The sequence below is a fragment of the Bradyrhizobium sp. BWA-3-5 genome, from assembly GCF_032917985.1.
GTDB lineage: Bacteria > Pseudomonadota > Alphaproteobacteria > Rhizobiales > Xanthobacteraceae > Bradyrhizobium.
In genome coordinates this window covers 1,960,606-1,973,570 of record NZ_CP136626.1, presented here as the reverse complement: position 1 = coordinate 1,973,570, position 12,965 = coordinate 1,960,606, and the positions used below count along the sequence as shown (strand labels likewise).

The following is a 12,965-nucleotide window of genomic DNA, read 5'->3' as shown; positions in this document are numbered from 1 at the left end:
GTCTTTTCAACCTTATACAACGCAAGCGGCCGCCGCTCGCCTAATCGGCTCGATCAGCGACTGTGCCGTGAACGGCTTTGTCAGGTAGGCGACACAGCCGGAAGCCATTGCGGCCATCCGTGTCGCGTCACTGTCGTTGCCGGTGATGTAGATCACAGGCAGCGATATGCCCGCTTCCGCCAGCCGATGGCGCAGTTCGATGCCTGATCCGTCGCCGAGATTAACATCGAGGATCAGACAGAAGGCCTGCGCGAAATCATCATGATCCTGCAAGGCCTTGGCCGTTTCGAACGGCACCGTGTCAAAGCCGTGCTGCTTCAGTAACCTGCGCATGCCCTTGAGCATCGACGGATCGTCATCAACGACAAAAACGGCTTTGCGCTGGTACAAGATGCCTGGCCCTCAGCTCATTCCAAGGTCGCCGGAACTGATCGCGGAGGCGGGTCGGCAACACCCAAGACCAACTGAGGTTCCCAAAAAGCCCGCCAGCCGTATCAGCCCAGTTCGACGCTACGCTTCACCACGGGCTTTCATATTGTCCTTTCGGACATCCGTACTTGTTGCTGAAAGGCGTCCGGGCCGCAACGACCGATCATTGCGGCGCTAGCTGAGCACACCGAGTTGCTCCGCCATCCTGACCAGTTCCGCCAGCGATCGCACCTTCATCTTTTCCATGACCTGATGCCGATGCGCCTTGACTGTGCGCTCTGTTGTTCCCAACTCATGCGCGATCTGCTTGTTGAGTTTGCCGCGCACGACGAGACCGAACACCTGCCGCTCCCTCCCCGTCAGTGCGGCCAACAGCGCCAGCATCTCATCCAGCCGTCGCTGCTCGCTGCGCGTGACCGCATGCCGTGCTATCGCGCGCTCGATCGCTCCGAGCAACGCCTCCGACTCGACCGGCTTGGTTAAAAAATCCTCGGCGCCGGCCTTGATGGCCCGCACGGTTGTCGGCGTGTCAGCGTAACCCGTCAGGAATACGATCGGCACGGTAGAGCCGAGCGCATTGAGGCGACCTTGCAATTCCGGTCCACTCAGACCGGGTATTCGCACGTCGAGCAGGATGCAGCTCGGTTCGCTCTCGTCGGGACGGGAATCGAGCAATTGCTGCGCTGACGGATAGGTCGCGACCTCGTAGCCGGCAAGCGTCAACCGCCGTTCGATCGCTGTGCGGAAAGACGCATCATCGTCGACGACATGAACCCGGCCCGGCATCCCTCCTCCTATGCGGCCAGCGGCAGGGTGAAATGAAATGCCGCACCGCCGCCGCTCTGGTTCTCGGCCCAGATATGCCCCTTATGGGCAAGAACGATGGTGCGTGCGATGGAAAGCCCGATTCCCATTCCCTGGTCCTTGGTCGTGAAAAATGGATCGAACACCTGCGCAAGCTTGTCGGCCGGTATGCCCGGACCGGAATCGGAGATCGAGATCACGGCTGACGATTCGCCGTCCAGCTGGGTCCGGCCGATCACCGTGCGGCCATAGGGAATCGTTGCCATCGCATCCATGGCGTTGACGACCAGATTGAGGACTACCTGCTGCAGCTGTATCGGATCGCCCTTGATACGCAACGCGCCCGGCGCGGTCTGCAGATAGAGTGCGACGTTGCGTGCCGACGCCTGTACCGAGAGGAACCCGAATGCCTCTCCCATGATCTCGTTGAGATCGATGTCCCGGGTCTCGAACGGCGCCCGCTTCAAGAATCCTCGCAAACGACGGATTACCTCGCCGGCGCGTTGGTCGTCGCGGCGGATGTCTGCAAGAATTTCCCTGATCTCATCGAGGTCGGGTTTATCCGATTTCAGCATCAGCTCGGCCGTCTCGGCATTGGCCAGAATCGATCCCAATGGCTGATTGAGCTCATGGGCGATCGACGAGGACAATTCGCCCGTCGTCGCCTGCCTGTTGACATGCGCAAGCTCCGTCATTCGCTTGTGAGACTCCGTTTCGGCATTGTGCCGCAGATGGCGCTCATGCAGCAAAAACATGATCAGTCCCGCCTGTATCAAGATCGCCGATGCAACGGCCGCGCTCTGCCAGCGATATTGTTCAAGGAAAGTTGGGGCGCGGAACCGAATCTCGCTGCCCTCGGGCAAGCTCGACTCGCTGACGTTCCAGCGTTGCATCTGCTTCCAGTTGAAGAGCGGCTTCGACTCTCGTGTGACCGGCGAAATATCTTCTGCCCGCTCGCCATTGAGAATGCGCAACGCAAGTTTTCCTGTCTCGACGCCGATCTCGCGCGCAATCAGGCTGTATCCGCCGATAGCTCCGGCGGCCAAGAGCGGCTCGGCCGCAACCACGATTGGACGATTGGCTTTTTCGGAGATCAATCTCATCGCGGTTGCGGCCGGATAGTAGGTGCCCGCTCCGTCGGAAAACACACCCGAATAGACGATGGCACTGCGGTCCGGCAACTCGGCCACCCGCCTGAGTATCTCCGACATCTTCTTCCCGACCAGATCGATAACCTTCAGGCCGGATGTCGCAGCGGGAATTTCCTCGCCCCAATGCCGGAAGAGCGCCTGCCGATCCCAGCTATCACCAATCAGAACGATCGTGTCGAGATCAGGGATCACGACACGAGCGATCTTGACCGCACCCGCCAGAGAATTTCTTACGGCTACGCCGGTGACGTTTGTCAGCCGGCCGAGCCCTGCCAATTGGCTCGCCTCCAGCATGGCGAAAACGATCGGCACGCCCGGCCATAACTCCTCACGCCAGCGCAACGTGTGATCGAGCGTACCGGCACCATTCGCTACGATGACGCCGATCGACCTGTCCCGGTATTTTTCCTTAAGATACTGCTTCAACGTCGCCTCATAGGCGGCACCGCCAAAGCGCGTCAGATCCAGATTCTCGCTATAGATGGTGGTGTGGCCATCGGCGTCGAACACCTCCCGCAATCCCGAGGACAGTTGATAGTAAAATGGTCCTCGCAGATTCGACTGATCGAGCAGGAGCACGGAATGCGGTCGGCCATCCTGGGCCCACAGATACGCCGGCGCCAGTAGAACCAGTAAAACAGCAATAATCGCTCTAGCCCCAATAAACCTGATCATCCACCCGAGACCGCATCGAGTTGCAGGTCAAACCAACGACTGGCAATAAAATTCTAGCACTCCCCCATCTCGGGGAAAACCGGCAATCGCAGTCAAGCCATGACCCGGCAGTCATATTGACGCATCCCCTGGTAGAAGTACCCCAACCTGTCCTTTGGGACAATGGACCGCCCGGCGCTGATCGGGAGAATGCCGGCCTGTGAGTGGATTTTCGAGGGGATGCGACAGCGGCGTCGCATTTGAAGATTACGAAAATCGAGGCCACTGCCGAAGCGTCACCTTCGAGGGAGATGGTCCATGTTTGCCCGCATCAGCGACACCTCTACCGAGTTTCCCGGCATTTTCGGCGAGAGCCTCACACAGAATGATTTATCCCGGCGAGTCAGTTTGAATGAATTTAGCTACAAGAAGGGTACCGAGATCTTTGGCGAGAAGGAGCCGGCCGATTACGTCTACCAGGTCGTGACCGGCGCGGTGCGAAGCTACAAACTGCTCTCCGACGGCCGCCGCCAGATCGGCGCCTTCCACCTTGCCGGCGACATTTTCGGCCTGGAGATCGGCTCAGATCATCGCTTCACCGCCGAAGCCATCATCGACACGACGGTCCGCCTGATGAAGCGGCGCAGTCTTGAGCTGGTGGCCGAGAGCGACGTCGTGATTGCTCGCAATCTGCTCAGCATGACCACGAGCAATCTGCGGCACGCCGAGGACCACATGCTGCTGCTGGGACGCAAGACGTCGCTGGAACGCGTCGCTGCGTTCCTGATCGAGATGGACCGGCGATCGACAGCCGCCGGTGTCCTCGCCCTGCCGATGTGCCGGCGGGATATTGCAGACTATCTCGGACTGACGCTGGAAACGGTGTCACGCGCATTGTCGCGCCTCCACGATCTCGATATCCTCGGCTTCATCGGCAATACGCAACGCCAGATCGTGCTCCTCGACCGTGCGAAGCTCGCTAGTTTCGATCTGCAGAACTGAACGGCGTGCCTGGAGCAGCAATAGCACCGAGATGGGCCAGCGTCTTCATCAGCACTCGACGGCGCGGGCGACGCTGATGGCGGCAATCGTCGCCAATGCAAGAATCATGATGTTGATCACGCTGACGAGAAAGCCGATCAGAAATTGCCCCGCCATCAAGCGGTCTCCACGTTTTGGCTCGTGCCCGCCTCGACTTCGGGCGCCCCCCTTGTCTCGTCGTCGCGCACCCATGCCGTCAGCAGTTCCCAAGCCACTGCCAGGATGATCGGCCCGATGAAGAGGCCGACAATGCCGTGGGCCAATGTGCCGCCGATAACGCCGAGAAAGATGACGAGTGACGGCGTCGTCAGCCCGCGCCCCATCACGATTGGCTTCAGCACGTTGTCGGCTAGCGAGGCCGGCAGCAGGCACACCGTGACAAGCAGCGCCACCGCAAAGGACTTGGTCACCCAAATCCAGATAAGAACGGGAATCACGATGATGGCCGATCCGATTTGCAGGATGCCTAGCATCATCACCGCAAAGGCGAGCAGCCCGGCGCGTGGGACGTCGGCGAGCTTCAGGATGATTCCGATCACCAGCCCTTGCGCCACCGCGATGCCGATCACGCCCTGCGCCACCGACCGGATGGTCGCGCCCGCCAGCACCAGAAAATTCTCGCTCCGTTCGGCCACGATCCGGGACAGGAAATGCTGGCCGGCTGCGACCAGCCGCGGCCCGGCCGGCAGCATGACGCCGGTGAGCGCGACCGCGACGAGAAACTTGATCGCTCCGACGCCGGCGCCACCGGCGAGGCCCAGCATCGTCCCGGCCACGGGCTTCAGGTGCGGGGCGAACTCGCGTAGCGCCGAGCGCAGATTGGTAGAAGCCTGATCCCACAGGGCGTGGAGCTGCGTGCCGATGATCGGCCAGTCCCTCACGCCTGCAGGCGGCGACGGAACGAATATCGTCCCGCCGCCAAGCTGCGCCGCAAATCCGCGAAGCCCCTCTACGGCGCCGAGGCCAAGCCACGTCGCGGGCCCGATGACGATGCAGAGATTGATGAGCGTGAGCACTGTCGCTGCGAGTTTCGGACGATCGCCCAGCAGCCCGGAGAGCCAACGAAAGAGTGGATAGAGCGCCACCGCCAGAACTACGCTCCAGGCGAGGATCGGAATGAAGGGCCGGATCACGACGAACGACCAGTAGATCAGGAGCGCCAGAAGCGCGAGCCGGACCGCAAGCTGGATTTCATCCTCTCGCGCGAGAAGCTGTCGAATGGGTCGCACGCGGCCCCCTCATGTCTGCTTGAACCAAGCATTCTGCGGCCGGTGCTGGATCGGCTTGATTCAAATCAAGTCCCGCGCTCGCGGCGAATCCGGCGGCCCGCCCGACGGCATTGGCGTCACCATCGGCTGGATGCTTGACCCGCGCTATCGAACGATTGACCGGGCTTAAGCCGAGCGCCAAAGCCTTGATGCAGATCAAGGTCCCTGGCCGCTGGCACAGTGACAATTTTTGGTGAACCTACCTCGATTGCTGGCCGGAGTTCGCACATGAAGTCCGTTTCCGCCGAAGAAGCCGTAGCGATGATCCCGGATGGCGCGAGCATCATGGTTGGCGGCTTCATGGGCGTTGGCACGCCCGAACGCCTGCTCGACGAGCTGGTACGGCAGAAGAAGACGGGCATCACCCTGATCAGCAACGATGCGGCCGTTCCCGGTAAGGGTGTCGGCAAGCTGTTCGAAGGCGGACAGGTGTCGAGCATGATCGGCACCCATATCGGCCTGAACCCGAAAGCCCAGCAGCAGATGCTGGCCAACGAGATCAAAATGGACCTGATCCCGCAGGGCACCTTCGTCGAGCGCATCCGCGCCGGGGGCTGCGGCCTCGGCGGCGTGCTGACACCAACCGGCGTCGGTACCCTGGTTGAGCAAGGCAAACAGAAGGTCGAGGTCAACGGCAGGACATTCCTGCTCGAGACCGCTCTGCGCGCCGATTTCGCGCTGGTGCACGCCTTTCTGTCCGACTATGTCGGCAACCTGTCCTACGCACTCACCGCACGCAACTTCAACCCCGTGATGGCGATGGCCGCCGACACCGTCATTGTCACGGCCGAGCACATCGTGCCGGTTGGCGTCATCGCCCCCGATCATGTCGTCACGCCCGGCCCTTTGGTCGATTACCTCGTTGCGAACGGGTGACCCATGGATGCACAAACCATCATCGCAAGGCGCGTGGCGCAGGAGCTTCGTCCCGGCAACCTCGTCAATCTCGGCATCGGCATTCCGACGCTGGTCGCCAACTATGTACCCGAGGGGCTGAAAGTCTTTTTCCAGTCCGAGAACGGACTGATCGGCACCGGGTCGATCCCCGATCAGGGCATGGCCCATCCGCTCCTAACCGACGCCGGCGGCAGGCCGATCAGTGCCCTGCCCGGCGCCGCCATCTTCGACAGCGCGATGTCATTCGGCCTGATCCGTGGCGGTCATGTCGACATCACGGTATTGGGCGGCCTGCAGATCGATGCCGCCGGCCACCTCGCCAACTGGATGATCCCTGGCAAGATGGTGCCGGGGATGGGCGGCGCCATGGATCTCGTCAGCGGCGCCAAGCGCGTCATCGTCGCCATGCAGCACGCCGCCAAGGGCAAGTCGAAGATCGTCGCCAAATGCAACCTGCCCCTGACGTCGGCACGTCCCGTCGACATGGTTGTAACCGATATGGCCGTCATCGCGTTCCCTGACGGCAGGGCCACGCTGATGGAAACGGCGCCCGGCTTGAAGATCGCCGAGGTGCTGGCCGTGACGGAAGCCGAACTCGCCATTCCCGACACGGTGCCGGAAATGAAGCTGTGAAGCACCAAAGCGGATCGAGGCCATGCGGATATTCAACGGATTCGAGGAACTGACGGCCGCCGTCGGCACGGAAGTCGGCATCAGCGACTGGATCGAGGTGACGCAGGACCGCATCAACAAGTTCGCGGAAGCGACCTGTGACGAACAATGGATCCACGTCGACCAGGAGCGCGCCGAGGCGGAGATGCCCGGCGGCAAGACGATTGCGCACGGATTGCTCTCGCTCAGCCTGACGCCGATGTTCATCCGTTCGGTAATGGGATTGAAGGGACTGAAGAATACGCTGAACTATGGCGCCGACCGCATCCGCTATCTCTCGCCGGTGCCCGCGGGTTCGAAACTGCGCGGACGCATCGGTATTGCCGAAGCCGAGGAAGTGCCGCCCAACGGCTTGCGGGTGCACTATCGCGTGGTGATCGAGATCGAGGGCGGCCAACGCCCCGCCTGCGTCGCCGAGGTGATCGGCCTGCACTATCGCTAGGCCATACTTTAGTCGATGATATGGTAACCACCATCGATGTAGAGCACGCTGCCCGTGATCAGCTTGGCGCCGTCGAGCGCGAGGAAAGCGGTTGCCCTTCCGACGTCATCGATGCTGACGAGGCTGCGCGACGGCGCCTGCGACTGTGCCTTGTCCATCAGTTCGTCGAATTCCGGGATCCCCGACGCCGCACGGGTCGCGAGCGGTCCCGGCGAGATGGCATGAACGCGGATGCCCTTGGGGCCGAGTTCGGCCGCGATGTAGCGCACGGCGGCTTCCAGCGCGGCCTTGGCAACACCCATGACGTTGTAGTTCTTCACCACCATCTGGCTGCCGTAATAGGTCATCGTGAATATGGTGCCACCGTTTTTCATCAGCGGTTCCGCCAGGTGCGCCATCCGCATGAACGACCAGCACGAGACGTCCATGGTTTTCTGAAAGCCCTCGCGATCGACGTCCACCACCCTGCCATGCAGCGCGCCCTTGGGTGAGAATGCAATGGAGTGAAGCAGGAAGTCGAGTTGCCCCCACTCCTTCTCGATCCGTTCGAAGACCTTCTCGGTCTCGCCTTCGACCATGACGTCGAGCGGCATGAAGATCGGAGATTCCAGGGCGTTGGCCAGCGGCTCGACGTGCTTCTTGGCCTTCTCATTCAGGTAGGTGACCGCGAGGTCGGCGCCCAGCGCGCGAAACGCCTTGGCGCAGCCCCACGCGATCGACTGGTCATTGGCGATGCCGACGACCAGCCCCTTCTTGCCTTTCAGCGCGACATTGGTCTCGGGGAAAACCGGTATGTTCATGACGCTCTCTCGCGGTTCTGGTTTGACGATTGCCGCTTCATGAGCAGCGCAAGTGTGTGCTGCGCAATCATTAGCTCTTCGTCGGTGGGTACGACATAAACCGGGATGCGGCTGTCGGCGCGCGATATCCTGGTGGCATGGCGGGCGTTCTCGGCCGTATCGAGCGCGACACCGAGCCAACCAAGTTTCTCGGCAATGCGTGCGCGAATGGAAGCCGAGTTTTCACCGATCCCCGCCGTAAAGACGAAACCATCGATTCCCTGCAACGCGGCGGCCAGCATGCCGGCGTTCAGGCCGATCCGGTAGACGAAGTAATCGATCGCGAATGCGGCGCGCGGATCCTTGCTGGTCTCGAGCTCCCGCATGTCATTGCTGACACCGGACAGGCCTTTCAGGCCACATTCGCGGTACAGGAAGTTCTGCACGCTCGAGGCCGACATGCCCTTTTCCGCGATCAGGTAGAGCACGACGCCGGGATCGATCTGGCCCGGCCGCGTGCCCATCGCGAGCCCGTCGAGTGCCGTGAAGCCCATCGTGCTTTCGACGCTTCTTCCGCCTTTCATCGCACACATCGAGGCGCCGCTGCCGAGATGAGCGACGATCACCCGTCCGCCGGCGATCTCAGGCGCGACCTGGGGCAGGCGCTTTGCAATGTACTCGTAGGACAGGCCGTGGAAGCCGTACCGCCTCACGCCTTCGGCATGAAGCTGGTGCGGGATCGCGTAGTGATCCGCTAGCGCATCATGGTCGCGATGAAATGCGGTATCGAAGCATGCGACCTGAGGCAATGCCGGGAAATTGTTCAGCAGTGTCCTGACCGGCGCAAGATTATGCGGCTGGTGCAGCGGCGCGAGGGAGACATATCGCTCAAGCCGCGACACCACGGCATGGTCGATCAGCACCGGGCGCGCATAATCCGGCCCGCCATGCACGACGCGATGGCCAACCGCGACGGGATTGATATTGAGCTCATCGCGCAGCCAGGCACCCGCCACCGCCATGGCGGCCGGAACGTCGGCAACCGCTTCGATCGGATAGGCCCGATCGGCCAGTGGACCGCCGCCGGGACCTCTGGCGCGCAATCGCGGCCGGCTGCCAATCCCGTCCATCTGGCCCTTGACCTGCCGCCGGAGAGCGCCCTCACCTTCCACCGCGAAGATCTGGAACTTAACGCTTGACGAGCCGGCGTTGACGACGAGGATCGTGTCCATGGTGGTCACGCTGCAGCGATGGGCGCTTTGCGCCGCCTGGCGTCGGCATGGAGAGCGGCGACGGCGGCCGACGCCATCCTCGAGCGCGCCGAATCTGCCCGTGACGTCAGTACGACAGGCACGCGCGCGCCGAGCACGATGCCGGCCCCATCAGCCTTAGCGAAATAGGCGAGGTTCTTGGCCAACATGTTGCCAGACTCGAGGTCGGGCACGACCAGGATCTGTGCCCGGCCCGCGACCTCCGACTTGATGCCCTTGATCCGGGCCGCGTCCATATCGATCGCATTGTCGAAGGCAAGCGGCCCGTCGAGCAGCGCTCCGGTGATCTGCTTGCGGTCGGCCATCTTGCAGAGCGCGGCAGCTTCGATGGTGGAAGGTATCTTCGAGGTGACGGTCTCCACCGCCGACAGGATGGCGACCCGCGGCGTCGTACCAAAACCGGCCTCATTGTAGAGGTCGATCGCGTTCTGGATGATGTCACGCTTGACGTCGAGATCCGGGGCGATGTTGATCGCGGCGTCGGTAACGAACACCGTGTGATCATAGGCCGGGACGTCCATGACAAAAACGTGGCTGATGCGCCGCGCTGTGCGCAGCCCACCCTCCTTCGCGGTTACGGCTCGCATGATTTCGTCGGTGTGCAAGCTGCCCTTCATCAAGACTTCGCCCTTGCCTTCATGAATCAGTTGAACACCGCGGGCAGCGGCAGCAGCCTCGGTAGGCGGAGTGTCGACGATTTCACAGCCGGAGACGTTGAGGTTGTGTTTGGCGGCAACTTCCTTGATCCTGGCTGCAGGCCCCACAAGGATCGCCTTGATGATTCCGGCCTCCGCCGACTCAAGTGCACCGCGCAACGAACTCTCGTCGCAGGGATGGACAACGACCGTTGTCACCGACGGGGCACCCTTGGCGGCCGCGATCAGGCGGTCGTATTTCGCGCCGGGTTGCTTCGCGCTTGCTTCGGCTGGCATGGCACTCATTGGCTCGCTCCAATCCTGGGCCGGGGAACTTGGACGTTCGGCTCGACGGGAAATCGTGCTGCTTGTACGACGTTAGACCCGCCACGTTGATTCATTGAGGTGCGCACTGCCGGCGACCTTGATTTAAGTCAACGTAAGCTGGCCTCCCGAACGTGGTCGCGAACGTTCGCGCAGGCCGCCAAATTCCTTCGCTGACGCGCCGCCACGGTCTCCGAGGCTTGACATAGATCAAGAGTGGCGTCGGCTCGCGCCCACTAGCATCGGCCAACTGCCTGGCACCAATGCGCCATTGCCCATCGGATGAATTGTCAGGCCAACAATATCGTCGGCCAGGGGAGATTTGTCATGAAGGGCAGCGCAGCGCTCAAGAAGGATACGGTGGCGGATTGTTGGAGAGGCTTCCAACCGGGTGACTGGACTACCTCGATCAGCGTGCGCGACTTCATCGTCCGTAATGTGGCTTCCTATTCCGGGGACGAGAAATTCCTGGCAGGCCCCTCGCAGCGGACCAAGGCAGTGTGGGCCAAGCTGCAACCCTACTTCGCCGATGAAAGAAAGAAGGGCGTCCTCGCCGTGGACGCACAAAATCCCTCGACGTTGCTGGCGCACCCAGCCGGTTATATAGACCGCGACAACGAAGTCATTGTCGGCCTGCAGACGGACCAGCCGTTCAAACGGGCGATCTTCCCGTTCGGCGGGCTGCGCATGGTCGAGACCGGCCTGAAGGCTGCGGGCTTCGAGCCGGATGCCAAGGTGCACGAGGCCTTTACCAAGTACCGCAAATCACACAATGACGGCGTGTTCGACGCCTACACCCCGGAGATCATGAGCTGCCGGCGGTCCGGCATCATTACCGGCCTTCCCGACGCCTATGGCCGCGGCCGGATCATCGGTGACTATCGCCGTGTCGCCCTCTACGGTACCGACCGCCTGCTCGAGGTCAAGCGCCAGGAGCGCGCCCAGATCGATGACATGTGGCCGACGGATGAAATCATCCGGACGCGCGAGGAACTCGCCGAGCAGATGCGCGCCCTGGAAGACCTCGCATCGATGGCCAAGCTCTACGGCTACGACATCACGCAGCCCGCGACGAATGCGCAGGAAGCATTCCAATGGACCTACTTCGCCTATCTCGGCGCGATCAAGGAAGCCAATGGCGCGGCAATGTCTATCGGTCGTATCTCGAGCTTCCTAGACATCTATATCGAACGCGACCTGAAGGAAGGTGCTCTCGACGAAGCGGGCGCACAGGAACTCTGGGACCAGATGGTACAGAAGCTGCGCATCGTGCGCTTTCTCCGCACGCCGGACTACGACGCGCTGTTCAGCGGCGACCCCTACTGGGCGACCGAATGCGTCGGCGGCATGGACCTCGACGGTCGCGCATTGGTGACCAAGAGCAGCTACCGCATGCTCCACACCCTCTACAATCTCGGCCCCGCGCCGGAGCCGAACATCACGGTGCTGTGGTCCACCCACATGCCCGCGACGTTCAAGCGCTACTGCGTCAAGGTCAGCAAAGATACCTCATCGCTGCAATACGAGAATGATGACCTGATGCGCCCGTACTGGGGCGACGACTACGCGATCGCCTGCTGTGTTTCGGCCATGCGGCTCGGCAAGCAGATGCAGTTCTTCGGCGCCCGGGTCAACTTCGCAAAAGCCCTGCTTTACGCCATCAATGGCGGGCGCGACGAGGTCTCCGGCGACCAGATTGCACCGAAAGCCATGCCGGTCGCCGGAGACTTCCTCGACTACGACGACGTCATGGCAAAGTTCGACACCACCATGGAGTGGCTTGCAAAGACCTACGTGCACGCCATGAACTGCATCCACTACATGCACGACAAGTACTTCTATGAGCGTCTGGAAATGGCGCTGCACGATCGCGACATCCTGCGCACCATGGCGTTCGGTATAGCGGGCCTGTCTGTCGTGGCCGATAGCTTGAGCGCCATAAAGTACGGCAAGATCCGTGTCGTGCGTGACGCAACGGGCCTCGTCGTCGACTACCAGAACGAGGGCAATACCGCGACGCCGCAATTCGGCAACAACGACGATCGGGTTGACCAGATCGCATCGGAGCTGGTCACGCGGTTCATGGAGAAGATCCGCAAGCACCCGACCTACCGGAATGCGACGCATACGCAGAGCGTTCTGACCATCACCTCCAACGTCGTTTACGGCAAGGCGACCGGCAATACGCCGGACGGCCGTCGCAAGGGTGAGCCGTTTGGCCCGGGCGCCAACCCGATGCATGGCCGGGACAGCCATGGTTGGCTCGCATCTTGCCTGTCGGTGGCAAAGCTTCCCTACAAGGATTCTCTCGACGGCATCAGCTATACGGTGTCGGTTGCGCCGCAGAAAGCCCATCTTTCCGAAGCCCAGCTGATCGACGAGGCTACCAAGGCCTTCGACGTCTATTTCGGGCGCGGCGGATTCCACATGAACCTGAACGTGATCGACCGGGAGACGCTGGAAGACGCGATCAAGAATCCGGACAAGTATCCGCAACTCACGATCCGCGTGTCCGGCTATGCCGTCAACTTCGTCCGCCTGACGCCGGAACAACAGCGAGACGTGATCAGCCGCACCTTCCACGGCCAGATCTGAAGG

At 61.6% G+C, this 12,965-nt stretch carries 12 protein-coding genes; 5 read left to right on the top strand and 7 right to left on the bottom strand.

Going from position 1 to position 12,965, the window contains the following annotated elements:
• Window positions 1–12 precede the first annotated feature (12 nt).
• From RX331_RS09440 to RX331_RS09430, 3 genes are all read right to left on the bottom strand, one after another.
• Window positions 13–390, bottom strand: coding sequence for a response regulator transcription factor (locus RX331_RS09440; protein ID WP_317256302.1), 378 nt, complete (start codon window positions 388–390; stop codon window positions 13–15).
• 213 nt (window positions 391–603) lie between these two features.
• Window positions 604–1,215 carry a response regulator transcription factor gene (locus RX331_RS09435; protein ID WP_317256301.1) on the bottom strand — a complete coding sequence of 204 codons (612 nt, stop codon included), beginning with the start codon at window positions 1,213–1,215 and terminating at the stop codon, window positions 604–606.
• An 8-nt stretch (window positions 1,216–1,223) separates the two neighbouring features.
• Window positions 1,224–3,059, bottom strand: a complete 1,836-nt coding sequence (locus RX331_RS09430; RefSeq protein WP_317256300.1) for an ABC transporter substrate binding protein — start codon at window positions 3,057–3,059, stop codon at window positions 1,224–1,226.
• 297 nt (window positions 3,060–3,356) lie between these two features.
• On the opposite strand from RX331_RS09430, the gene RX331_RS09425 reads away from it, so the two are divergent.
• Window positions 3,357–4,040 carry a helix-turn-helix domain-containing protein gene (locus tag RX331_RS09425; protein WP_317256299.1) on the top strand — a complete coding sequence of 228 codons (684 nt, stop codon included), beginning with the start codon at window positions 3,357–3,359 and terminating at the stop codon, window positions 4,038–4,040.
• A gap of 155 nt (window positions 4,041–4,195) precedes the next feature.
• Here the strand turns inward: RX331_RS09425 and RX331_RS09420 are convergent, their stop codons facing one another.
• Window positions 4,196–5,308, bottom strand: coding sequence for an AI-2E family transporter (locus tag RX331_RS09420; RefSeq protein ID WP_317256298.1), 1,113 nt, complete (start codon window positions 5,306–5,308; stop codon window positions 4,196–4,198).
• 267 nt (window positions 5,309–5,575) lie between these two features.
• Between RX331_RS09420 and RX331_RS09415 the strand changes: the two genes are divergently transcribed.
• Genes RX331_RS09415 through RX331_RS09405 form a run of 3 tightly spaced genes read left to right on the top strand, consistent with a single transcriptional unit; the run spans window position 5,576 to window position 7,358 of the window.
• Entirely contained in the window at window positions 5,576–6,223 is a 648-nt protein-coding gene (locus RX331_RS09415; protein ID WP_317256297.1) for a CoA transferase subunit A, read from the top strand.
• A 3-nt stretch (window positions 6,224–6,226) separates the two neighbouring features.
• On the top strand, window positions 6,227–6,877 hold the full coding sequence (locus tag RX331_RS09410) for a 3-oxoacid CoA-transferase subunit B (protein ID WP_317256296.1): 651 nt from the start codon (window positions 6,227–6,229) through the stop codon (window positions 6,875–6,877).
• A gap of 22 nt (window positions 6,878–6,899) precedes the next feature.
• Window positions 6,900–7,358 (top strand): MaoC family dehydratase, encoded by a 459-nt coding sequence (locus RX331_RS09405; protein WP_317256295.1) that lies wholly within the window; start codon window positions 6,900–6,902, stop codon window positions 7,356–7,358.
• An 8-nt stretch (window positions 7,359–7,366) separates the two neighbouring features.
• Here RX331_RS09405 and fabI read toward each other — a convergent pair whose 3' ends face one another.
• From fabI to RX331_RS09390, 3 genes are read right to left on the bottom strand one after another with little or no spacing between them, the layout of a single operon-like run.
• Window positions 7,367–8,158: an enoyl-ACP reductase FabI gene (fabI, locus tag RX331_RS09400; protein WP_317256294.1), complete on the bottom strand. Its 792-nt coding sequence runs from the start codon at window positions 8,156–8,158 to the stop codon at window positions 7,367–7,369.
• Window positions 8,155–9,369, bottom strand: coding sequence for an acetate/propionate family kinase (locus tag RX331_RS09395; RefSeq protein ID WP_317256293.1), 1,215 nt, complete (start codon window positions 9,367–9,369; stop codon window positions 8,155–8,157). Before RX331_RS09395 ends, fabI begins: the two co-directional genes overlap by 4 nt.
• 5 nt (window positions 9,370–9,374) lie before the next feature.
• A complete protein-coding gene (locus tag RX331_RS09390; RefSeq protein WP_410708155.1) occupies window positions 9,375–10,349 on the bottom strand; it encodes a phosphate acetyltransferase in 975 nt (324 codons plus the stop codon).
• 345 nt (window positions 10,350–10,694) lie between these two features.
• Here RX331_RS09390 and pflB point away from each other — a divergent pair, with 345 nt between their 5' ends.
• Complete coding sequence (gene pflB, locus RX331_RS09385) at window positions 10,695–12,962, top strand: formate C-acetyltransferase (protein ID WP_317256292.1); 2,268 nt, start codon at window positions 10,695–10,697, stop codon at window positions 12,960–12,962.
• Window positions 12,963–12,965: the final 3 nt, after the last annotated feature.